The 21,843-nt window shown below is 60.5% G+C and carries 21 protein-coding genes; 14 read left to right on the forward strand and 7 right to left on the reverse strand.

Annotated features, from left to right (window positions below):
- The first annotated feature begins 273 nt into the window (after positions 1–273).
- The 5 genes from NW808_RS03650 to bchM all read left to right on the forward strand — a co-directional run bounded on the left by NW808_RS03650 (position 274) and on the right by bchM (position 5,306).
- A complete protein-coding gene (locus tag NW808_RS03650; protein WP_414409645.1) occupies positions 274–468 on the forward strand; it encodes a hypothetical protein in 195 nt (64 codons plus the stop codon).
- Between the two features lie 310 nt (positions 469–778).
- Positions 779–1,915, forward strand: a complete 1,137-nt coding sequence (wecB, locus tag NW808_RS03655; RefSeq protein ID WP_414409644.1) for a non-hydrolyzing UDP-N-acetylglucosamine 2-epimerase — start codon at positions 779–781, stop codon at positions 1,913–1,915.
- 463 nt (positions 1,916–2,378) lie between these two features.
- The gene (gene ftsZ, locus NW808_RS03660) at positions 2,379–3,488 is read left to right on the forward strand and encodes a cell division protein FtsZ (protein ID WP_414420321.1); all 1,110 of its coding nucleotides are present in this window, start codon (positions 2,379–2,381) and stop codon (positions 3,486–3,488) included.
- A gap of 49 nt (positions 3,489–3,537) precedes the next feature.
- A complete protein-coding gene (locus NW808_RS03665) occupies positions 3,538–4,515 on the forward strand; it encodes a D-alanine--D-alanine ligase (RefSeq protein WP_414420322.1) in 978 nt (325 codons plus the stop codon).
- A 125-nt stretch (positions 4,516–4,640) separates the two neighbouring features.
- Positions 4,641–5,306 (forward strand): magnesium protoporphyrin IX methyltransferase, encoded by a 666-nt coding sequence (bchM, locus tag NW808_RS03670; protein WP_414393348.1) that lies wholly within the window; start codon positions 4,641–4,643, stop codon positions 5,304–5,306.
- Between the two features lie 118 nt (positions 5,307–5,424).
- Here bchM and NW808_RS03675 read toward each other — a convergent pair whose 3' ends face one another.
- The 3 genes from NW808_RS03675 to NW808_RS03685 form a co-directional block, all read right to left on the reverse strand.
- Positions 5,425–6,171, reverse strand: coding sequence for a peptidylprolyl isomerase (locus NW808_RS03675; protein WP_414409640.1), 747 nt, complete (start codon positions 6,169–6,171; stop codon positions 5,425–5,427).
- Between the two features lie 15 nt (positions 6,172–6,186).
- Positions 6,187–6,489 (reverse strand): hypothetical protein, encoded by a 303-nt coding sequence (locus NW808_RS03680; RefSeq protein WP_414420323.1) that lies wholly within the window; start codon positions 6,487–6,489, stop codon positions 6,187–6,189.
- A 557-nt stretch (positions 6,490–7,046) separates the two neighbouring features.
- A complete protein-coding gene (locus NW808_RS03685) occupies positions 7,047–7,958 on the reverse strand; it encodes a DUF1517 domain-containing protein (protein ID WP_414420324.1) in 912 nt (303 codons plus the stop codon).
- A 205-nt stretch (positions 7,959–8,163) separates the two neighbouring features.
- On the opposite strand from NW808_RS03685, the gene NW808_RS03690 reads away from it, so the two are divergent.
- The 3 genes from NW808_RS03690 to nusB all read left to right on the forward strand — a co-directional run bounded on the left by NW808_RS03690 (position 8,164) and on the right by nusB (position 12,094).
- Entirely contained in the window at positions 8,164–9,015 is an 852-nt protein-coding gene (locus NW808_RS03690) for a Cof-type HAD-IIB family hydrolase (protein ID WP_414420325.1), read from the forward strand.
- A gap of 15 nt (positions 9,016–9,030) precedes the next feature.
- Positions 9,031–11,184: an ATP-dependent helicase gene (locus NW808_RS03695; protein WP_414420326.1), complete on the forward strand. Its 2,154-nt coding sequence runs from the start codon at positions 9,031–9,033 to the stop codon at positions 11,182–11,184.
- A 79-nt stretch (positions 11,185–11,263) separates the two neighbouring features.
- Positions 11,264–12,094: a transcription antitermination factor NusB gene (gene nusB / locus NW808_RS03700; RefSeq protein ID WP_414420327.1), complete on the forward strand. Its 831-nt coding sequence runs from the start codon at positions 11,264–11,266 to the stop codon at positions 12,092–12,094.
- Positions 12,095–12,166: 72 nt separating this feature from the next.
- Here the strand turns inward: nusB and cysE are convergent, their stop codons facing one another.
- Positions 12,167–12,946: a serine O-acetyltransferase gene (gene cysE, locus NW808_RS03705; protein ID WP_414405409.1), complete on the reverse strand. Its 780-nt coding sequence runs from the start codon at positions 12,944–12,946 to the stop codon at positions 12,167–12,169.
- Positions 12,947–13,390: 444 nt separating this feature from the next.
- Here cysE and grxD point away from each other — a divergent pair, with 444 nt between their 5' ends.
- Genes grxD through NW808_RS03720 form a run of 3 tightly spaced genes read left to right on the forward strand, consistent with a single transcriptional unit; the run spans position 13,391 to position 14,433 of the window.
- Positions 13,391–13,726 (forward strand): Grx4 family monothiol glutaredoxin, encoded by a 336-nt coding sequence (gene grxD / locus NW808_RS03710; RefSeq protein ID WP_414409719.1) that lies wholly within the window; start codon positions 13,391–13,393, stop codon positions 13,724–13,726.
- A gap of 14 nt (positions 13,727–13,740) precedes the next feature.
- Positions 13,741–14,043 carry a BolA family protein gene (locus tag NW808_RS03715; protein ID WP_414420328.1) on the forward strand — a complete coding sequence of 101 codons (303 nt, stop codon included), beginning with the start codon at positions 13,741–13,743 and terminating at the stop codon, positions 14,041–14,043.
- 39 nt (positions 14,044–14,082) lie between these two features.
- The gene (locus NW808_RS03720; protein ID WP_011429463.1) at positions 14,083–14,433 is read left to right on the forward strand and encodes a phage holin family protein; all 351 of its coding nucleotides are present in this window, start codon (positions 14,083–14,085) and stop codon (positions 14,431–14,433) included.
- Between the two features lie 53 nt (positions 14,434–14,486).
- Here NW808_RS03720 and topA read toward each other — a convergent pair whose 3' ends face one another.
- Positions 14,487–17,147, reverse strand: coding sequence for a type I DNA topoisomerase (topA, locus tag NW808_RS03725; protein WP_414420329.1), 2,661 nt, complete (start codon positions 17,145–17,147; stop codon positions 14,487–14,489).
- A 187-nt stretch (positions 17,148–17,334) separates the two neighbouring features.
- Between topA and NW808_RS03730 the strand changes: the two genes are divergently transcribed.
- From NW808_RS03730 to NW808_RS03740, 3 genes are all read left to right on the forward strand, one after another.
- Positions 17,335–17,760: a VOC family protein gene (locus NW808_RS03730; protein WP_414420330.1), complete on the forward strand. Its 426-nt coding sequence runs from the start codon at positions 17,335–17,337 to the stop codon at positions 17,758–17,760.
- A 177-nt stretch (positions 17,761–17,937) separates the two neighbouring features.
- The gene (locus NW808_RS03735; protein WP_414393370.1) at positions 17,938–18,090 is read left to right on the forward strand and encodes a photosystem II protein Y; all 153 of its coding nucleotides are present in this window, start codon (positions 17,938–17,940) and stop codon (positions 18,088–18,090) included.
- A 29-nt stretch (positions 18,091–18,119) separates the two neighbouring features.
- Positions 18,120–19,244 (forward strand): NAD(P)/FAD-dependent oxidoreductase, encoded by a 1,125-nt coding sequence (locus NW808_RS03740; protein ID WP_414420331.1) that lies wholly within the window; start codon positions 18,120–18,122, stop codon positions 19,242–19,244.
- Here NW808_RS03740 and NW808_RS03745 read toward each other — a convergent pair.
- On the reverse strand, positions 19,241–20,395 hold the full coding sequence (locus NW808_RS03745; protein WP_414420332.1) for an FAD-binding oxidoreductase: 1,155 nt from the start codon (positions 20,393–20,395) through the stop codon (positions 19,241–19,243). The two genes, NW808_RS03740 and NW808_RS03745, sit on opposite strands and share 4 nt — an antisense overlap.
- A gap of 34 nt (positions 20,396–20,429) precedes the next feature.
- Positions 20,430–21,842 (reverse strand): cytochrome c biogenesis protein, encoded by a 1,413-nt coding sequence (locus NW808_RS03750; protein ID WP_414420333.1) that lies wholly within the window; start codon positions 21,840–21,842, stop codon positions 20,430–20,432.
- Between the last annotated feature and the right edge of the window lies 1 nt (position 21,843).

Genomic DNA, 21,843 nt, shown 5'->3' on the forward strand with positions numbered 1-21,843 from the left:
ACACCCTGCTGCGCCTCAACGGCATTCCCAACAAGGAGTTGGTGGTTGCTGTCATCCGCCAGCCCTAGAGATCGCCACTGGTTAGTGCAGGCAGGGCGGCAGTTGAGCTGGCTGCGGCGGGAGGGTTACGAGCGCCTGAGTGCAATTTTACGAAAGATTGAAGCCTAGGCGAAGAAATATTGAGAACAGCTCTGAATCATGCCGAAATAGCCTCTGAGGATGGTAGCCTGAAACAGACTCTGGGAAACACTCTTTACCTTCTCTTGGGTTGAAATGTCTAACAAGTTTAACCCCTTTGACAAACCCTCCAAGGGTAATTGGGCAGGCCGCACTTTTTCTGCTGCTGTTGGCGCCTCCTTGGCTGCTGGGGTTTGCATAGCTCACGGCAAGCCCCTTCTCTTCTCGCTGCTGGTGGCCACTTGCGCAACGGTGTTTACTCTCATCTGTGACGAAATGGAGTGGATTTAAGCCTAGCAGTAGCTTTGCCTTCTCCCACAGCCAACATTTCTACTATCATTTTGTGCGATAAAAGCTGAAAGAAGATCGTTAAAACCTAACCTAAAGAGAGGGATTCTTGTTCCTCCGCTTCGACTTCGGGGGCTGCAGGATCCCTCTTCATCTGTTCTAGTGGGCGGGTGGAGGTGGAGCTGCCACCAGGTTGCCTGTTGACAGAGCTAAAGTGGGGCAGGTCTTCACGACAAGGGCGGCTATAGTCTCTGTTGAGAACCCTGCCGACCAAAGGCCCTCCAGAGCAGATTAGTCCATTGCCCTTGATCCCATGGCTTCCCCTCCTCTGGTTTCTGTAATCTTGGGTACGCGGCCCGAGGCCATTAAGCTGGCTCCAGTGATCCAGGCCCTGCGGGCCAGTCCCTACCTGCGCACCGAGGTCGTCCTGACGGGGCAACACCGAGAGATGGTGGATCAGGTGATGCGGCTTTTTGGCCTCCAGGCGGACTGGGACTTGGGGATCATGCGGCCTCGCCAAAGCCTAGCTGATATTACCGAAGCCACCCTGCGCGGCCTAGAACCCTACTTGCAGGGGAAACAGCCCCAACTGGTTTTGGTTCAGGGTGACACCACCACAGCCTTTGCTGCCGCCCTGGCTGCTTTTTACCAACGCATTCCCGTGGGGCATGTGGAAGCCGGTCTGCGCACCGACGATCTTTACCACCCTTTTCCCGAGGAGGCCAACCGCCGCCTCATCTCCCAGTTGGCTACCCTCCACTTTGCCCCCACGCCGCAGGCCGTGGAAAACCTCAAGCGCAGCCACGTGGTGGGATCCATCTACTGCACGGGCAACACCGTCATCGATGCGCTACAGCAGGTGGCTTCCCTTGGGATCCCTTGTCCTATCCCCGGCCTAGACTGGGAGCGCTATCGCGTTTTGCTGGTTACCATACACCGGCGGGAAAACTGGGGGGATCCCCTTCAAGCCATTGCCAAGGCTCTCCTGCGACTTTTGGCTGAGTTCCCTGATACGGCTATTCTTTTACCTCTCCACCCCAACCCAGTCGTGCGGGAGCCCCTGCAAGCGCTTTTGGGATCCCAGGAGCGGGTCTTTCTCACTGATCCCTTGGACTATCCCTGCTGGGTAAGCGCCATGCAGCGCTGTACTTTCATTCTCACTGATTCGGGTGGCATTCAAGAAGAGGCCCCTGCCCTGGGCAAGCCGGTGCTGGTGCTGCGGCAAACCACTGAACGCCCCGAGGCGATTGCTGCTGGCACCGCCCGCCTGGTCGGCACCCACCCCGAAAAAATCCTGGAGGCGGCTCGGGAGTTGCTTACCGACCCTCAAGCCTACGCCCGCATGGCACAAGCCAAAAACCCCTTCGGTGACGGCACAGCCGCCCAGCAAATTTGCCGCCTCATCGAGAGTCAGTTCACCTCAAGAGCTAGTATTCTAAGCAGAGATTAGCTTACAGGAAGACACCAGCCTGTTTTAAGGGCAACGGTCTATCCCCTTCAGCTCTATGTACTGTAGAGCATATGGGTTCGTAGGCAAGTTAGCATTCCTAGAAAGCTCAACTTCAAGGGGGGATGCGTAAGTAAAGTAGCGAACATAAAAGAGCCTAGACTATCCCAGTGAGGCCTTTTGGAAGCTGTTACCTGGCAAAAAACGTTTTTAACATTGGCAAAGAAGGGGAGTTGCCTTAGGATCGGCTAGGATGTTTAGCATTGGCTAGGATAATAAAGATATCCTGAGAGCTGATATGCCATCCAGTTGGTCTTATACCTCCTCCCCTAGTCCTGATCAGGGTCTGGAGCAGGCCCACTCAGCTTCCTCCTACTCCAGCAAGCCCTCCACGGGCGAAGGGCTGGCAGCCAACTTTGAAGGGAACGGGGCTCAGACTAAGGCGGCAGGTTATCCAGAGGAAAGCATGCTGAGCAATGCCGCAAAAATCAAGGTCGTGGGGGTGGGGGGAGGAGGTGGCAACGCAGTCAACCGGATGGCAGCTAGTAATCTCAAGGGCGTCGAGTTTTGGAGCATCAACACCGATGCCCAGGCGCTTGCCCAATCCTCAGCGCCAACAGTAAACCGTCTGCAAATCGGGCAAAAGCTAACTCGTGGACTAGGGGCAGGCGGCAATCCGGCCATTGGTCAAAAAGCGGCCGAGGAGTCCAGCGAGGAAATTGCCGCCATTCTCAAAGGGGCAGATCTGGTCTTCATTGCTGCTGGCATGGGAGGGGGCACAGGAACAGGGGGAGCGCCGGTGGTGGCCCAGATTGCCAAGGCTAGCGGCGCCCTGACCGTGGGAGTGGTGACGCGGCCTTTTTCTTTTGAGGGCAAGCGGCGCGCCAAGCAAGCTGAAGAAGGGATCCAAGCCCTGCAGGAGGCAGTGGATACCTTGATTGTAATCCCCAACGACAAGTTGCTCTCGGTAATCTCTGAGCAAACCCCCGTGCACGAAGCCTTTCGCGTCGCCGATGATGTCCTCCGCCAGGGAGTGCAAGGTATCTCGGACATCATTCTCATCCCCGGCATGATCAACGTGGATTTTGCCGATGTGCGCAGCGTCATGGCCGACGCCGGGACTGCCCTGATGGGCATTGGGATGGGATCCGGTAAGTCCCGTGCCCGCGAAGCCGCCATTACTGCTGTGTCCTCTCCCCTTTTGGAAACCTCCATCGAGGGGGCCAAGGGCGTACTCTTCAACATCACGGGCGGACTGGATCTGTCGTTGCACGAGGTAACGGTAGCAGCGGAGATCATCGCCGAGGCTGTAGATCCAGAGGCCAACATTATCTTTGGCACGGTGCAAGACGAGCGCATGCAAGGCGAGGTGCGCATCACCGTTATCGCCACAGGTTTTGACCGCTCGCGATCGGCTGCTAGCCCTCCCGCGGCGAAGACCTCCACAGCCAACTCGGTGGGAACGCGCAAGCCCTCCTCAGAGCCACCCCCGCGGCAGCCCCCTGAGCCTGAGCCCCCGCCTTCTGGGGGGTTGGACATCCCCGAGTTTTTACGCCGCCGCCGTCCCACCCTCTAGCCAGGAGAGGGGGCAATGCTGGGGAAAGCTTTGGAGGTGGGGAGGAGTCATGAACATTGTTGTACTAGCGGGAGGCCGTTCGGCAGAACGGCAGATCTCCCTAGTGACAGGGAGAGCCTGCAAGCGGGCTCTGGAGGACTTGGGGCATCGGGTCAAGCTCATCGACCCGGAGGAGGATTTGCCCCTGCGTCTCTGGCAGGAACGGCAATCTGGCTGCGACTTCGTCTGGATTGCCCTGCATGGTCCGGGTGGCGAGGATGGTGTGGTGCAGGGGATGCTGGACTGGCTGGGCCTGCCCTACCAGGGATCCGGGCCGCTGGCTAGCGCCCTAGCTATGGACAAGCTGGTCTCCAAGCAGATCTTTCGTGCCGAAGGGGTCCCTACCCCTGACTGGTTGGTCTGGGATGAGGCACAGCCGCTCTCCTGGGCTGAGTGTGCGGCGCGCTTGGGATCGCCGCTGGTGGTAAAGCCCAGCAACAGTGGCTCGACGCTGGGGATCAGCATTGTGCAGGATGAGGAGTCGTTTGCCCAGGGGCTGGAGTTGGCCCGCTCGATCTCAGCGCGGGTTTTCCTGGAGCGCTACATTCCTGGCAAGGAGATTACCCTTGCTATTCTCTCCGGCCAAGTTCTGCCGGCCATTGAGATCATCCCGGCGCGGGGGGATTTCTACGACTACGAAGCCAAGTACGCCCCCGGCGGCTCGCGGCACTTGATCCCCTGTTCCCTCAGCTCGTCAGGATTAGCCCGCTGTGAGGCCGTGGGCCTCGAGGCCTATCGGGTGCTGGGGTGCGAGGGTTTGGCGCGGGTGGATCTGCGGGTGGACGCCGACGAGAACCCCTGGGTGCTGGAGGTGAATACCTTGCCTGGCATGACTCCTACCTCCCTCTGTCCTGAGGCAGCGGCGGCTCTGGGCTGGACGTTTACAGAGCTGGTAGACCGGATCTTGCAAGATGCCCTGCAGAGAGCGGCTGCAACTCGCTCAGCCTTGCCTGCATCTCGGTCTTCTCCGCTGGGTTCGCCAGCCTGATAGGAACGCTGGCTTTCTGGTAGCAGCGCCTCCAAAAGTGGCGGCAGCGGCTTCGGGGTAAAATTGGGCAGAAAGGCCCCCTGCAGAGGAGGTTTCCCTGCAGAGGCAGGGCAGCGGTGGGTTCTATGCAAGAAAAAACCATTGTCCGCAATTATTTCAACACCGTTGGCTTCGAGCGCTGGCGCCGCATCTACGGCGAAGAGGAAGTCAACTTCGTCCAAAAGGACATCCGACTGGGCCATGCCCGCACGATTGAAACGGTGTTGCAGTGGCTGGGGGATCCCTCCGGTTTGCGCATTTGCGATGCCGGGTGTGGGGTGGGCAGCCTTAGCCTGCCTCTGGCTGCTCGTGGGGCGCAGGTGTTTGCCAGCGACATTTCCGAACAAATGGTCAACGAAGCACGTCGCCGGCAGCAGATCGAGCTGGGATCCCTGGACAACCCCCAGTTTCAGGTCTTGGATCTGGAGGAGCTAACGGGGCAGTACGATGTTGTCATCTGCCTGGACGTGATGATCCACTACCCCGAAGCCGACGCCCTGCGCATGCTTAAGCACTTGACCAGCCTGGCCAAGTCCCGCCTGATCTTCAGCTTTGCTCCCAAAAGCCCCTGGCTGACGCTGCTCAAGAAAGTAGGGGAGTTCTTCCCTGGATCCACCAAAACCACCCGTGCCTACCTCCACCGCGAGGCCACCTTGGTCAGCCACCTTGTCGGGTGGGGCTGGAAAGTCCAGCAACGACAAGCCATTCAAACCCGCTTCTACTTCGCCCGTCTGCTCGATCTGGTGCGCTAAATCCGGCGGAGGGGAGCCGATAACTTTTGCAGGACAAGCCGCGCCTTGTCCTACACTTCCCAATCGGGTGTTGGCAACTGGAAACGGCGGCCTCTTGGCAAGGGAACGGCCGAGATCCCTAGTTTGCAGCTGGCTTTGGACTTCCCGGCACCCGCAGCAGCTCCGCCCCTTCGAGTACCCGCGCCGAGCGGATGACATCTCCCACCTGGATGCGCTCCACCCACTCCATGCCACTGGTGACATAGCCAAACACGGCATAGCGCCCATCCAAAATTGGCAGAGCAGAGAGGGCGATATAGAACTGGGAAGAGGCCGAATCCAGAGGGCTGGAGCGGGCCATGCCCACCGCCCCCAAACGATGGGGCAAAACCAGCTTGCTCAGGGTTACGGGATCCTCAATCAAAGTGTTGTAGCGGGGGTAGGGTTCTCCGCGCACCTGGATTTCCAAGGGGATAGTGCGCAGGCGGTTGCTGCCTGGCTCGGTGGCGCCACCGGTGCCGTCCCCTCGGGGATCTCCTCCCTGCACCACAAACGGTTGGGGATCTTTCTCCACCCGATGGAAAGTCAAGCCGTTGTAGAAGCCCCGCTGCACTAAGTCGACAAACTGGCCAGCCGTAAGAGGCGCCGCATCGCCGCGGATCTCTAGAAGCACCCGCCCTAGGCCTTCAGCGGTCTCGATTTCCAGTTCCACCACTGCCTTGCCCTGCAGCTGGGGGCGATCGGCGTAGGCCGCCGGGATCCCCTTTGAGGCTTCCGGTGCAGGAGGCATGCTGCGGCAGGCCAGCAGACTGAGACAGACATATCCCAACACGCAGGCAATCCCCGCCCTGCGACGGCTCCCTTTCCCCAGCCTGCCCACTGCCATCTGTGCGCTTCCCTCCTAAATTGACTGAGGTAACCCCAACTGCAGGGTAACGCTGCGGACACCATTGCTCACGGCCACCCCGTGGGGGCTGATGGAGGTGACCCGCCACTCGCCTTTCACCCTCTGGCCAACCGGCACCTGCCGCATCACTTTGTCCACCAAGATCAAGGCCTTGGGAGCGCCTGGATCGTGGATCAACCCCACCAATTTCATCTGCGGCGGTGCTGGAGGCGGAATCCGTGCGGGCGGATTAGACACGCGAGCGGAAGGGGGAGGGCCGGCTGCCAGGGCAACCGGGGGACTGGTGGCCGCTGTCAACCTTGCCGAGGGCGCCTCCGGCTTCTTCCCTCTTGGCTCTTGAGACGGAACCTTTTCAGGCAACTTAGGAGGGCTTTCATCCTTCAAAGCTAAGGAGAGCTCTTGGGCTGGTAGGGAAGCAAAGTAGACAGGCTCAGGCCTCTCGTGGCCGGGATCCCTCGTCGGTACAGAAGCAGCTGGGGAGAAAACCCGTGGCCGAGAGTCCAGGGTCATCCAAAAGGCCAGACCTGCCACCAGCGCGGCTGCCGAAGCCAAGCCCAGCAGCAGTCCACCTCTCGCTGAAGAACGGCGGGGAAGCAAAGGGGGGCGTGTACCCCAATAGGGATACTCCTCCGCCCCCTCTTCCTCTAGGCTTTGCTCCAACTTCTCCAAGAGCTCATCCAGTAGAGAGTCTGCTTGAGTTGTGTAGCTGGACAAGGCCCACGGAGAACAACGGCTCCTGGCTGCTGAAGCATCAAACCCAGACACGGAAACAGGCCCTCCCTACCTTGGACGTCAAGGAGCCCGCGGCTTGAAACACCCCAGCCGCCGACCGCCGTCTCCCTAGCCCAGCGACCTTAGAGGAGCCGCATTTCTGGGTACTCGGTCAACAGCGCCTCTGCCGACAGGGTGTCTCCTTCTAGCTGCGGCGTCCACAGCACCTCGATGGCCACAATCCGCTCGGCAGGGATGGAGGCCAACTGCATCAGCCACTGCCGCAGCTCTGCCACGGACTTAACTACAGGTAGTGTACCTAAGTTACCGCGATACGCAACCAGTAGAGTGACGACCAGGTACTCGCCAACCTCGGGGATCCCGGCAGCCGCCCGCCGCAGAGCTGCTTGAGGAAGCTGCTGGATCTGGTTGTTGCGGTTGGTGAGGGTTTCGGCGCTAAACTTGCTCCGCTCTTGCAAAGAGGCTTGATAGAACAGGGATTCGGCGCGGGAGAGGGGCAGCTTCTCCGCCTCGGCATAGCCATAGGCCCAGTAGTCGCTGTAGCGCATCAAGCCAAGGCTAACCTCTTGCAACAATTGGCTCAGCCCCTCTGGCGACTGGGTATCCGCTTCCAGAGCCAGCGCATTGATCTCCTTTTGCAGTTGGCGGGCGCTGGCCAGTAGGCCCACCTTCACTTGGGCAACGGTTACCTGCGGGTCGCCAACTTCCTCTTCTTCGGCAACAGCCGAGCGCAAGCTGCGCACTAGAAAGCTACCGGCCCCAATCAAGAGCAGCAACGCCAGCAGGCTGCCACCGCCTCCCCAAAACAAGGGCACCACCAGCGGAAAGCTAAACCCCCCGCCATAGCTGGGGTACACGGGAGCCGAGCGAGGGCCGACAGAGCGGGGAGCCGAGAAGGTCGGGGAGCGGAAAGAGCCGCCGCCAATGCGGCCACCGCTGCGCGCCCAGACAGCGCTCACAGGGGCCAAAGCCAGGATCAAAGCCAGGGCAAGAGCCAACAGAGAGCGGCAGGTGCGACCAATTTGTTTCAGCATGTTCACAGTTTATCCATCACAGGGCTAGTCCTTACTCAATTGTAGGCTTTCTCCTCAGGCGCTAGAGGCCAAGGACGCGCTCCGCTTAACCAGCAGCTTGGAGCATTACAGACCATTACAATCTGTAGCGAGCCCCCTAGAGGTGGGCACTAGACCCCTAACCCATGGGCAAATAGGGGCCGGCAGGCGGTCAAGAGGAGGAGCAATGCAAGTGGAAGTGCCAGTTCAAGAGCGATCTCTTCAGCCCTTGGCCCAGAGGAAGATTCGGCTATTGGTGTTGGACATCGATGGCACGCTGGCGGGGCCTTCCAACCAGGTTTCGGAGCCAGTGCGGCAAGCCATTCAAAGGGCCAAAGCCGCAGGCGTGCGGGTGGCCATTGCCACCGGTCGGATGCATTGTTCTGCCGAGCGATTTCACTATGAGATTGGAGCCGATATGCCGCTCTGCAGCTACCAGGGGGCACTCATTCGCGATCCCGATAGCCAAAAGACGTTAAAGCACTGGTGCTTGGACTGGTCGCTGACTGAAGAGTTGTTGCAGCTGCTGCAGGATCTGCCGGTGGGGGTGCACCTCTACATCGACGACCAGCTCTACTTGCGGGAGCTCAACCCCTTGAGCCGCGCCTATGCCGAGCGCTCGCAGGTGCCGTTTCAGATCTTTTCTCCTGCCCAACATGGGCAAAGACCCACCAAGATCCTGGTGGTTTCGGAAGATACGGAGTTTTTGCAGGAACTCCAGAGATCCCTGCGGCAGCGGTATTCTCCCGAGCAGCTCTACCTCACGCGGTCAGAGCCCATTTTCTTGGAAGCCACCCACCCGGCAGTCAACAAGGGCAATGCAGTGCGCTTTTTGGCAGAAGAGGTGTTGGGGGTGTCGGCAGAGCAGGTCATGGCCATTGGCGATGGCGACAACGACATCGAGATGCTGCGGTATGCAGGGATCGGGGTGGCCATGGGGAATGCCTCGCCGGCCTTGCTGCCCTATGCCGATTGGGTTGCCCCTCCTGTTACTGAAGATGGGGTGGCGGTGGCCATCGAGACCTTTATCCTCAACTAGACAGGGAGGCAGGGCGTGGCAGCTTCTCCTTTCCCCCAGCTCATCCTACGTCCAGAGCAGCAACAAGTCTTGGCCTATCAATCGGGGCCACTGGGGATTTCCGCTGTTCCAGGAAGCGGCAAGACGTTTATCCTGGAGCTGCTAATTGTCGATCTCATCCTCAAGCGCGGCGTCCCACCGGAGCGCATCGGGGTGTTTACCTACATGCGTTCGGCTCGGGTTAACTTGCTGCGCCGTATCAACCAACGCCTGCAGGAGGCGGGCTACCCAGATCGCTTTACCCAAGCCTTTACCTTGCATTCGCTGGCACTGCGGGTGTTGCGGGAGGCCCCAGGCCCTTGGGAAGAGCTGTCCATCTTGGAGGGGTATGAGCAGGAGCGCCTCCTCACCCGCCTTTGCCGCGCCTGGCTCAACTCCCACACCCACCTCTGGGAGCCCTTGATCCCTACTGATGAGAATTTCCCCCAAAAGGTAGCCCAAAACCGGCGGCGGTTCCGGCGCAGCTTCCAGGAGATGGTGCAGGCGGTAATTAGCACGGCCAAGAATCTCCGCCTAGGGCCGGAGGCGCTCCCTCGCGAGGGCTACCTAGGCTGGGCGGCTCCTGTGTACGATGCCTACCAAGCGGAGCTGCGCCGCCGCGGCCAGCTGGACTATGACGACCTGGGCTGGCAGGCCATGGATCTGCTGGAGCGCGACGCGGAGCTGCGGCAGCAGGTGCAAAGCTGGTACGACTACCTGTTCGAGGACGAGGCCCAGGACAGCTCCCCCCTGCAGGAAGAGCTGCTGCGGCTGCTCAGCCAGCGCACGGGCAACCTGGTGCGGGTAGGGGATCCCAGCCAGAGCATCATGGGCACCTTCACCACGGCTGAGCCACGGCTGTTTCGCGCCTTTTGTCAGGCCAGCCCCCAGATCATCTCCCTGCAGGAGTCCAGCCGCAGCGCTCCCCAGATCCTGGAGCTAGCCAACCGTCTGGTGGACTGGGTTACTCGGGAACACCCAATCCCAGCCCTGCGCACTGCCCTGGCCCCCCAGCCCATTCGCCCAGCCAGTGCCGGCAGCCCAAATCCCCCAGCCAGCGAAGGACAGGTGGAGTTTCGCTGCGTCAGCGGCACCCCCGAGCGGGAGCTGCAGGAGGTGGCCCAGTGGGCTCTGGCAGCCGCCCAAACCTTCCCCGACCAGACAGTGGCTATTCTGGTGACCACCAACGAGCTGGGGGGCAAGGCCCTCGACTACCTGCGGGAAATGGGAGGGGAGCGGGTTGTCGACCTGTTGCGGGGCAGCCCCAGCCAGCGACGGGTGCTGCTGCAGCTCAAGGGGGTAATTGACTGGTTGGCCGAGCCCACTTCCTCTGCTCGGCTGGCTGCGGCAGTGGATCGCCTGGCTGATTGGGCCGGGATCTCGCGAACTGAGCTGGAGCCGATGCTGGGCTGGATCCGCGCCTCGCTGCCGGAGCGGCTGCTCTTTCCCCAGTTTGATCCAGCTCCCGTGCTGCCTGAGAGCCCCTCTTGGCAGAACTTGGGCCGCTTGCTGCGCACCCTGGCCAGTTGGCTGCGGGCCGGGCGGTCTCCCTGGCCGGAGGTGCTGAATGTCATTGTCCAAAGCCTCTACCGCAAGCCGGAAGAGCTGTTTGTGGGTTGCTATGTCCTCAACCAGCTGGAGCAGGTGCTGGGATCCCTGCCCGAGACCGATTGGCAAGAAGTTGCCCAGGAGTTTCAGGTAATTCTGGATCGCCGCCTCCACAACCTGCCCTCGGAGATCTTGGCCTTCAACCCCGAGCCGGGCACGATCACGGTTGCCACTCTGCACCGGGCCAAGGGTTTGGAGTGGGATCAGGTTTTCATCCCCCAGGTGTCGGCCTACGAGTTTCCTACCCACTACGAGGAGCGACCGGTGGGGCTGAGGTTTTTGGAAGACGTCGATATGAAGGCAGAAGCCCTAGCCCAGTTGCGGCAGCTCAGCCCCAGAAGCTACTGGGATCTGCAGGCCAACTCTCCTACCGAACAGGCCTTTTTGGACTTGGCTGCCGAGCGGTTGCGGCTGCTGTATGTGGGCATCACCCGCAGCAAACGGCGGCTGACCCTCTCGGTCTCTACCCAATCTTCCTATGGCAGAGAGCAGAGCCCAGCTTTGGCCTTTCGCGTGCTCAGGCACAGTTTCGGGCTCAATTAGCCCCAGTCCAGCCCTCCCACGGCCTGCTAACATAGCTAAGCCCACGGGGGCAGTCGTTACAGGCCATGGGTGTTTTGCCATGCAACCTCGGCGTGTTGCCCGCGAACTGGCCTTGCTGGGGGTCAGCCAACTGCCGACCACGGCGGCCAAACTCAGCGAAAAACAATTGGAAGATTTGCTGTTGGCAGCTATCCGCACCTTGCAGGAAGAAACCCATGAAACTCTTGCAACCGCAGCAGCGGAGATCCAGCGCAGCGACCGCCTGTTGCAGGAGAGCGATCCCCTGTTGTTGGCCGTTTCTGAGGCGAAGGAGGAGAGCGGATCCCGTTCCCTGGCTCTCCGTCTTCAGCAGGCCCAGCGGCAGCTGCAGCGTCTGGAAAGGGCTTTGCAGGAGGTCGCTGTGCCAAAGGAGTTGCCGGAGCTGGTCTACCAAGCCCAGGTGGCCCTCGGCAACGCGGGTCAAGCCCTAGAGCACCTGGAGCAGCGGCTGCAGAGCGTCCGCCACATCCTGGAGGAAGTTGTTCAGTTGTCCCAAAAGGCCGTCAACCGCCTGGGGGCTGCCCTCTCCATGCCGGAGCTGTTGCACATTGTCCAAGCGCCGGAGGTGCGCGCCTATGCCCTGCAACTGTTGACTGCCCTGCACACCCACAAGGAAGCTATCGATGCGCGCCTGCAGGGGGTCTTGGTGGGCTGGCAACTGCAGCGGGTGGGGCGGATCGAGCGCGATATCCTGCGCCTGGCGGTGGTGGAGATGGAAATACTGGCCAGCAGCCCCGTTAAGGTCGCCATCAACGAAGCTGTAGAGTTGGCCAAAAAGTATGGGGATCCAGAGGCTGCCGCTTTCGTCAACGGCGTGCTGCGACGAGTGGTGGACAGCCAGGAGGCACTTGCTGACAGTTCCCCCGGCTAAAGCCGGGATCCCAAGATCTGCCTTGGACAATGGCAGGGGATCCCCCCAAGAAACCTCTTGCACGGCTGCTGCTTATTCGCCTCTAACCTGTTCTTGCCGGGCCTGCTCCCGCTCTTGCTTGAGGTGGGCTACCTCGGCTTCCAGCTCTTGAATGCGGTGCAGCAACTGCTCGATTGCCCGTCCTACGGGGTCGGGCATGAGGTGGTGGTCGAGGTCAATGCCGTGGGCGGGGATGCGGCGTTGATGGGGTGGGAGGACTGCCCGGCCTGGGATCCCAACCACCGTCATCCCAGGGGGCACATCGTGAATCACGACGGCGTTGGCTCCAATGCGGGCTCTAGCGCCAATGCGGACTGGGCCAAGGATTTTCGCTCCTGTGCCTACGATTACCCCGTCTTCCAGGGTAGGATGCCGTTTGCCCTTTGTCCAAGAGGTGCCCCCCAAGGTAACGCCGTGATAGATGGTAACATCGTCGCCAATTTCCGCAGTCTCGCCGATGACCACGCCGCAGCCATGGTCGATGAAAAAGCGCCGTCCAATCCGGGCTGCTGGGTGAATTTCAATCAAGGTGAGGGAGCGGGAAATAGAACTGATCAGCCGGGCCAGCAAGAAGCAGCGCCGCTGCCACAGCCAATGGGCGATGCGGTGCAGAAACAAGGCATGGACGCCTGGGTAGGTGAGGAGGACCTCCCAGCGGTTGCGAGCTGCCGGATCCCGCTCAAAGACACAGTCGACATCTTCCCAAAATTGCTGCCAGAACCCCAGCTTTGGCTTTGGCTGGCTGGAGGGGGGAGCCTCACCTCTGTCTAGTTGGGAGCTTTCTGCCGCCGACTGCTTGGCCTCAGTCAGCATGAACGGCCTCCGATAGGGAACCTCCACTTCTCCCCTTCTAGCACTTTTTGTTGCCAGTGGGAGGGATCCCTGGCAGCCTACACCTGTTGACCAAGAAAACTGGGTTCAAGCCCCGCCCTTAAGGCCTCCGGACCGAAGAGCGCGAGAGGGCGGCTTTTGCTAGAATGCGAGAATTGCTCCACCCATTCATAGGAGGGTGCAGCGCACGGCTAAACGTATCTGGGCTTAGGCCCAGTAGTTGGGGCTATGGCATCCCCCATAGGGTTGAGGTTTAAGCCTCATGCTCTTTCGCCTATGGCGGCGCGGAGCGCTTTGTAGCTCAGCCAGTAGGAGGCATCCTGCTGTCTGAGAAAGAATCCCTGCCCTAAAGGGCAGGGAGAATGTCAAGCCACCTAGAAGTGAACGAAAATGAGATCACGGCTAGTGCTTAACTTGCAGGCGGCTATGCTAGACCCTCTTTTGGAAGAGAAAATCCGCGAGCAAATTCGCACCCACAAGGTGCTGATTTACATGAAGGGCACCCCGGAAATGCCCATGTGTGGGTTTTCCTACACAGCTGTGCGCATTTTGGACAGCTTGGGCTTCCCCTACACAGCTATTAACGTGCTCGAGGATCCGGAAATTCGGCAAGGGATCAAAGAGTTTTCCAACTGGCCAACCTTCCCACAAATCTATATCAACGGGGAGTTCATTGGCGGCTGTGACATTCTCCAGGAGATGCATGCCCGCAACGAGCTGCGCCCCCTGGTGGAAGCCGCCTTTGCCAAGGCTGATCCTTAACCTTGAGGGATCCCATGCTCACCTTGGATGGCCTGCGGCAGCTCCTGGCTGAAAAGCTGCAAGCTCTCTACGTCCACGTGGAGGACGAGTTGCACCGCCATGCTGGCCATAGGGGACGGCACCAGGGAGCGGGAGGACACTACCGCGTACAGGTGGTGTCGCCTCTTTTTACTGGCAAAACGCTTTTGCAGCGCCATCGCCTAGTGTACGCCGCCCTAGCCGAGCAGATGGGGCAGAGCATCCATGCCTTGGCCCTGCAAACGTACAGTCCCGAGGAGCTGCCGGCCTCCGAGATGTCTCACATTGAAATAGCATAGAGGGCGAAACGGATGCCCCAGCGAGGGAAGGGAGAAGGTATGGCAGCTCTTTTAGCCACCTGGCTGATGTCAGCCTTGAGCGTGATGATTTTGGCTTGGCTCTTGCCTGGGATCCACGTCTCCGGGTTTGGAGGTGCCTTGGTAGCGGCGCTAGCCATTGGTTTGGTGAATAGCTTGGTGAAGCCACTCCTGCAGTTGATTACCCTACCGCTTACGATCTTCACTTTTGGTCTGTTTTCCCTAATTTTGAACGCCATTTGCTTGCTCATTGCCGACAAGCTTGCCGGTGACGCCTTCAAGGTTGACAACTTTGGCTGGGCACTGGTTGGGGCAATTGCCCTCTCCATCATTAGCAGCTTGGTTCGGAGCATTTTTGAACAAGCTGCTTAGTTTCCTTGCAGAACAAGCCGAGTTAGCCAGCAAGTTGCCCCTACCCCCACCGCTCAAGCCCGAGCTTTGGAGACAGCCTCCAGCAGGGTGGGAGGGGATTGTTGCTTCTGGGGAGCAGCTTCAGCCTTCTTGGCCCGCTTGGCCGTCGCTGGTCGGCTGGCTTTTGCCTGGGCCTTGCCCTCTTTTTCCGCCAGCAGTTCCAGAGCCATCTCCAGGGTCACGGCTGCAGGGGAGAGATCTTTGGGCAGCGAGGCGTTGACTTTGCCGTGCTTGACGTAGAGCCCATAGGGGCCGTCGTGGAGAGTTACGGGCTTGCCATCCTCGGGGTGGGATCCCAGCTCGCCTAGGGGTTTGGCCGAGGCGCGACTGCGGCTCTTTTTGGGCTGGGCCAACAGCTCCAGGGCCCGCTCCAAGCTAATGGTCAGGACATTCTCATCGGGGGGCAGCGAGCGAAACTCCCCGTCGCAAGCCACGTAGGGGCCGAAGCGGCCAATACCGGCCTGCACCTTTTTCCCCGATTTGGGGTGTTCGCCCAACGTACGGGGTAGGCTGAGCAACCCCAGGGCAATCTCTGGAGTGACGTCCTCCGGCTTTAGCCCTTTGGGCAGGGAGACGCGCTTAGGCTTTTGGTTTTCCTCAGAAACTTCCCCCAACTGCACATAGGGTCCGTAGGGGCCCTGCGGGATCACATAGATCGGCTCTTGGGTCTCTGGGTGGAAGGCGATGGGCTTGGGGCCTTCCTGCTTGCGCCGGATGAGCTCCTCGATGTGTTCAAGGGTCAAGTCGGCAGGGGGAATATCCTCAGGTAGGTTGGCACGTACCTCTCCTGCTTCGGTTTCGACCACCACATAGGGTCCGTAGGGGCCAATACCAATCTTGGCGGGCAGGTTTTCTAGGTGAATGGAGCGAGCCAGGTTGGGGTCAATTTCTAGCTCCCGTGCCTTCACTTGCCCCTCAAGGCCCTGCTCACCCAGGAAGAAGTGGCGCAAATAGGGCAGCCACTCTGCCTGGCCGGAGGCGATGTCGTCCAGGGTTTGCTCCATCTCGGCAGTGAAGTGGACGTTGACGAGGTTGGGGAAGTATTTTTCCAGCAGCTCGGTAACGGCAAAGGCCGTGTAGGTGGGCACAAGGGCGCTTCCCATCAACCTCACGTAGCCCCGACTCTGGATGGTACTCAGGATGGTGGCATAGGTGCTGGGCCGGCCAATGCCCTCCTTTTCCAACACCTTCACCAGGGAGGCTTCGGTGTAGCGAGGCGGAGGTTGGGTTTCATGAACCACCGGCTCCAGCCGCAGGCAGTCCACTTGCTCCCCTACCTGCAGCAGGGGCAGGTGCACCTCTTGATCTTCCAAAGCCGCCTCTGGGTCGTCGGATCCCTCTACGTAGGCGCGGAAGAAGCCGGGGAAGTCAATGCGCTTGCCGCTGGCCCGGAAAACCGCCTCGTCGACCGTAATGAGCACAACCGTGTGGGTTTGCCGCGCCTCAGCCATTTGACTAGCGACGGTACGCTTCCAGATGAGGTCGTAGAGGGCCAGCTCCTGCCCCGTGAGCGGGGTTTGGCTGGGCAGGCGAAACTCCGAGCCAGCAGGGCGAATGGCCTCGTGGGCTTCTTGGGCCCCTTTGGTTGTAGTGGTGTACTGCCGCGGCTCAGGGCTGAGGTACTCCCTGCCGTACATCGCCTCCACGCAGGCGCGGGCAGCACGGATGGCCTGCTCTGACAAATGCACCGAGTCGGTGCGCATGTAGGTGATGTAGCCTTCCTCGTAGAGCTTTTGGGCAATGCGCATCGTCTGCTGGGCTGACAGGCGCAGCTTGCGGTTGGCCTCTTGTTGCAGCGTGGAGGTGGTGAAGGGAGGGGCGGGCTTGCGGATGGAGGGGCGCTCTTCTACAGAGCTGACCACCCAGACTTTCCCCACTAAGCGCTCCCGCAGGGACTCCGCCTGGGCTTGATCCAAGAGCACTACCTCTCGCCCGGCTATCAGCTGCCCCGTGCTGGGATCGAAGTCTTGTCCACTGGCTAGCCGCTTGCCACCCAGGCTCACCAGCTCTGCCGGGAAAACCGTTGCCGAACCAGCGCCCTTTGACTGCAGCTCTGCTCGGAGATCCCAGTAGAAAGCTTTCTTGAAGGCCCGCCGCTCCCGCTCCCGATCCACCAAGAGCTTAACCGCCACCGACTGCACCCGCCCGGCTGAGAGTTTGGGGCCAATCTTTTTCCACAGCAGCGGCGACAGAGTGTAGCCCACCAGGCGATCCAGGATGCGGCGGGTCTCTTGGGCCCGCACCAGTTGCTCATTCACCTCGCGACAATTTTGCAGGGCCTCCTGAATGGCCTCGCGGGTGATCTCGTGGAACACCATGCGGCGGGTAGGCACCTTGGGCTGCAACACCTGTTGCAGGTGCCAACTGATGCTTTCTCCCTCCCGGTCTTCGTCGGTGGCCAGGATCAGCTCATCTGCTTTCTTGAGCGCCTCCTTCAGCTCCTTGACCACCTTTCTTTTGTCTTTGGGGATCACGTAGAGAGGCTCGAAGTTAGCGTGGACATTGACCCCTAGGCGGCTCCACTCTTGGTCTTTCACCTCCTCGGGAATGTCGGCAGCCGACTCGGGCAGATCGCGCACATGCCCCATTGAGGCCTGCACCTCATAGTCGGCGGGCAAGAAGCTGCGGATGGTACGAGCTTTGGTAGGAGATTCAACAATGACCAGCTTGGGCATGATGAGGTCTAAAAAGACTGACTGCAGCTATCGCGCCCCCCACTTTTGGCGGGCTAGGGCGTGCTGTAAGAGTTGCTCAAGAATCAGGGACTCTTCTCTGGAGCGTAGCAAGTCTGCCTGCGCTTGACTAGGCGGCTTTCGCTAGGCCTCCTCCTAAGACTTTCCAGATCTGGGGACAATCCTGACCATGCACCACTTTTCAATTCGCACCGCCGATATCTTCCACTCCATGGCCTTCTACGAGAGGCTGGGCTTTGCAGTGGAAGAACGGTTCACTGCCGGGATCACTTTGGCCTGCTGGATGCGCGGTCCCTGGGGCCGTCTGGAGCTGATTCAGGTACCCCAGCCCCACCCTGCCCCCGATCCCTTTGGGGATCCCCACTATGTGGGCTACTACCACCTCTCTTTTGAGGTGGGCCCCGAATGGGGATCCCTGGCCACCTACCTAGAGCATTTACAAGCGCAAGGGCCCCTAACCGTGGTGTTGCCGCCTCAATGCCAGAAAATTGGGTCTCAAACCTACGAGGTGGCTTTCATTGCCGATCCCGATGGCCTGCCGATCGAGCTTATCCGTCTGCAGGGATCCCTAGCGTCAAAAGCGGAGCCGGCTTAACCAAGGCTGCCGCCAGCTAAGGCCCAGGGCCCAAGGAGCGCAAGCAGGCTTCAGCGCCATAGAGGAGGTGTTGCCCAGCGCACCCTTGAAAGCATCCCCGCCCTTGGGGGCTGGGGGGAACGTCAATTGGGTTTATCCTGGACGTAGGTTGTGTTGCCCTTGGAGAGGATAAGGCTTATGGAGATGGATCTCCGTCCCCTGCTCATTCTGGCTCCTGTTGTTTTAGCTGTAAGCTGGGCCGCTTACAACATCATCAAGGCTGCCATCAAGGGGGAAGCCAAGCTCTTTGGCGAGAGGGGTAACAACCCCTTTGGCAAGAGCAACAGCTAGGATCCGTTGGCAGCTCCTAGACTCCCTGTATGTCGGACGCAAATCCCCCAGAGGCAGGGCCGTCGCCTGCGCCGGCTGACCGGAAGTCAGCGGATGTCATTGTTGTCGGAGCAGGGGTGGCCGGCTTAACCTGCGCACGGCAACTGTTGCGGGCAGGGCTGCAGGTTCTGGTACTGGAGAAATCGGCAGGCCTTGGCGGGCGCATGGCCACTCGACGGGTTCAGCACGCTGGACAGACAGTGCCCGTAGATCACGGAGCGCAGTACCTGACTGCCGATTCCGATGGCTTCTATCGCTGGGTCAGGGAGCTCCTGGGCCTAGGACTGCTGAGGGAGTGGACCCGTTCCTTGCATCTGCTGGATCAGGAAGGGCTGCACCTAGAAAATGCCAACGACCAGAAGCCGCGCTATGTCTCTCCCCAGGGCATGACGGCGCTGGCTAAGCAGCTAGCTGCTCCCCTAGCGGTTTACACCCAAACTCGGGTAGTGGGCCTCGAGCCCCAGCCAACCAGTTGGCAAGTGCAAGCCGAAGATGGCCAGTGCTACGAGGCTGCGGCCCTGGTGATGGCCATCCCCGCTCCCCAGTTGCTGCCTTTGCTGCGAGGAAAGATTGCTCCTGGGGACAACCTGTCATCCCTTCTGGAATCCGCTGCCTACCAGCCTTGCGTTGCCGTGTTGGCCAGCTACGCCGAAGACACGCCGCTGCCCCCCTGGAAAGGGATCAAGGGTTTGGACGATCCCCTATTGGCTTGGGTGGCCCTAGACAGCAGCAAGCGGCCCCAGCCCCTGCCGCCGCTGGTGGTTTTGCACGGGGGAGCGGAGTGGTCGTCGCTGTATCTCGAGGCCGCGCCTGAGGAGCTGGAAAAGGCCGGTCGAGAGCTGCTGGCCCATGCCGCCCAGCGCTTGGGATCCTGGCTGGCCTCGCCGCAGTGGATCCAGGTTCACCGCTGGCGCTACGCTCTTCCTGGGGAGGCGATAGGTCTAGCCAGCCTTGGCACCTACGTTCCTACGGGTTCCGGCAAGAGACTCCCCCTGGTGTGCGCTGGCGATTGGTGCGCTGGAGGTCGCGTAGAAGGGGCCTGGCTCTCTGGCCAAGATGCTGCTAGAACCTTGCTGGAGATGTTGGGAATGGGAGGGGCGCTCCTAAGCAGTTAGACTAAACGGGGGCCGAAAATTCCAGCCGGGTCAAACTGCTGCTTCAGCCTCTGCATCAAGGTTGCTGTCGGGCCAAAGTTGGGGGCTAGGGCGGTTTTTAGAGCCGGCGGCGCCTCCAAGAGCACAAGAAACCCCCCCGCAGCCTGGAGATGGCGCTGCAGTTGCAGCAGAGATCCCTGGTCAGGCTGAGGGATCCAGGCTCGCCCCAATCCGCAGCCGCGGTGCAGTTGCACCTGCGCGCTAGGGAAAAGGGATTGGAACTGCTCCAGAGTTGCCAGGCTTTGGCTGGGCAAGCAGCCAAACTTGGCCAACACTATCCCCGAACGGGGCAAGGGCGGAGGCGGAGCCCCAGGCCTTACCTCTTGCCAGCTCAATCCCGCAGGAGCTAGCCGCTGCACCAGAGCCGTCTGTTGGGCAACTACCCGCTCCGAGCCGTGGAAGTGGATCCAGAGCTGGGATCCCTCCCCCCTTAGCCAGAGATCCACCCCCGCTGGGCTGACCGGCGCATTCAGCACCTGCCGAGCCAGGACCTCCAAGTCGGCCAGGGCTCCTGTGGCCAGCAAGGTTGCTTGGGCCGCCGGCAAAGGATAGAGCCGCAGGGTTACCTGCGTCAGGATCCCCAAACTGCCCAGGGATCCAGTAAACAACCTCGTCAGGTTGTAACCGGCTACGTTCTTAACCACCCGTCCCCCTGCTTTAGCCACCTCCCCGTCGGCCCGCACCCAGGTGATGCCCAGCACGAGGTCGCCAATGCTGCCGTAGCGCCAGCGCAGCGAGCCCGTATCGGCGGTGGCGATAATGCCGCCCACTGTGGCCCAGTTAGGGTAAAGGGGATCCACCGGCCACCATTGCCCTTGCTCGGCCAAGATCTGCTGCAGCTCCGCCAAGGTCATGCCGGCCTCTACTGTTACGGTCAGGTCGGCAGCCGCATGGTCAATGAGGCGGCGCAGCCCCCGGGTGGAGAGGATGAGATCCACTGTTTCCAGGCAAGGGGCCCATCCCCACTTGCTCCCCTGCCCCAGCGGCAGCACCTTCCGCCCCTGGCACTCCCTGAGGATTTGAGCCAGTTCCGCAACGGTCGAGGGAGTTTGGATGGGGATAGCAGTGGCTTGGCTGGAAAGAAAAGCCGCCAGCGCAGGAGAAAAAGCCATAGTTGCCCCAAGATTTTTTTCGTAGGCAGAGAGCCTAGAGGCTGGCCTGGGCAGGGTGGGACTCTTTCTCCCCCGAAGGAAAGGAGGCAAGCCTTTGCTGCTCCACCAGGCGGGCAAACTCCTGCTCGAAGGTCACTAGGGCGCGGTTGGTTTTGCCCCCTAGGTAGAGTCCTGCATCCGTCTCCAGGGCCCAAACCTGGCTGTAGCTGAAATAGCTCATCACCACTCCCAGCATCAGCAGCCCAAACCCAAGGTAGACAAGGGGGATCCCTGGATCCGATTTAATCTGCAGGCCGGTTGCACCGATAACCTCATCCAGGTGCAGGGTAAGGCGGTTGGGGAAGCGCTGCGGGGCAACTTCGTCGAGAGCTAGACTCATGCCCTGGCGCAGGGATCCTATCCACTGGCCCTCGGTGTCGTAGAGGAGAGCTGTCCCCTGCAGATCCGGCAGTAACAGCGTCAGGCCCTCGCTAAGATCTGGCCGAGTGGGGATAAAAGCGCCCCAGAGCTTGTTGCCCGCCTGGTTGGGCACCCGCACCACTGGGATCTGGAAGGGGGGGCTGTTGTTGAGGCGGATGCGGATGCTATCGATGCTCCAGTCGGCCTGGTAGAGGGTCACACCCTGGTAGGAGAGGGGATGGTTGACAGAGATGGTCTGGCGTTTGACCTCCTGGCCCCCAGCCAGAATGGAGAGGTCAGAATAAAACTGCTTCACCCGCCCGTCGGGAGCATAGTCAATCCAGAAGCGGTTGACCCGAATCTGCCAGATGGGCAGACGAGCCAGATCCCCTGCGCCGGTGATGTGTTCGATGGCGGCAACCCCGCCGCTGGGAATCAGCTCCTGGGCCTTGAAGCCAGCAAGGCTGCCCCAGATGGCCCCCAACAGGATGAGCAGCAGGCTAGCATGCACCAAGATGGGGCCAAACCGCCCAATCAACCCCTTGCGGGCGTAGAGGCAGGATCCCTCCTGAAACACAGCGTAGCCCCCTTGGCGCAGCCGCTGCGGCAATCCTTGCAGGGATTGCTTGGGCAGATAGGTCCAAAAGGGCAGCCGCTGGAAGGAAGGGGGGCGGGTGAGGTAGCTCCAGCGACGGGCCACCTTGAGCATCGGCCATTGGCGCGTGAGAGAACAGGCAGCCAGGCTGCTGCCAAGTAGGATCAAAAGAGCCAGAAACCAAGGGGTGCGATAGACGTGATCCAGCCCCAGCTTGAGGATCAGCCGCCAGGTGAGAAAGCCAAACAGGGCCGGCTGCTCAGGGTAGTGGGCCCGATAGAAGGCCACCGTTTCCTCTTGCTCGATTACCGTGCCGATGGCACTGAAAACAGCAATTGCCAAGAGAAGGCCAATGGCTAGCCGCAAATCCGCCAGCAGCGGCAGCAGTTCATGGCGCAGATAGCGCCGCAGGGGGGAAAGCCACCGCGCCAGCGGGGCAGAATCCTTGGACATA

Source organism: Synechococcus sp. W70.1 (genome assembly GCF_047461515.1).
In the GTDB taxonomy this organism is placed as follows: domain Bacteria; phylum Cyanobacteriota; class Cyanobacteriia; order Thermostichales; family Thermostichaceae; genus Thermostichus.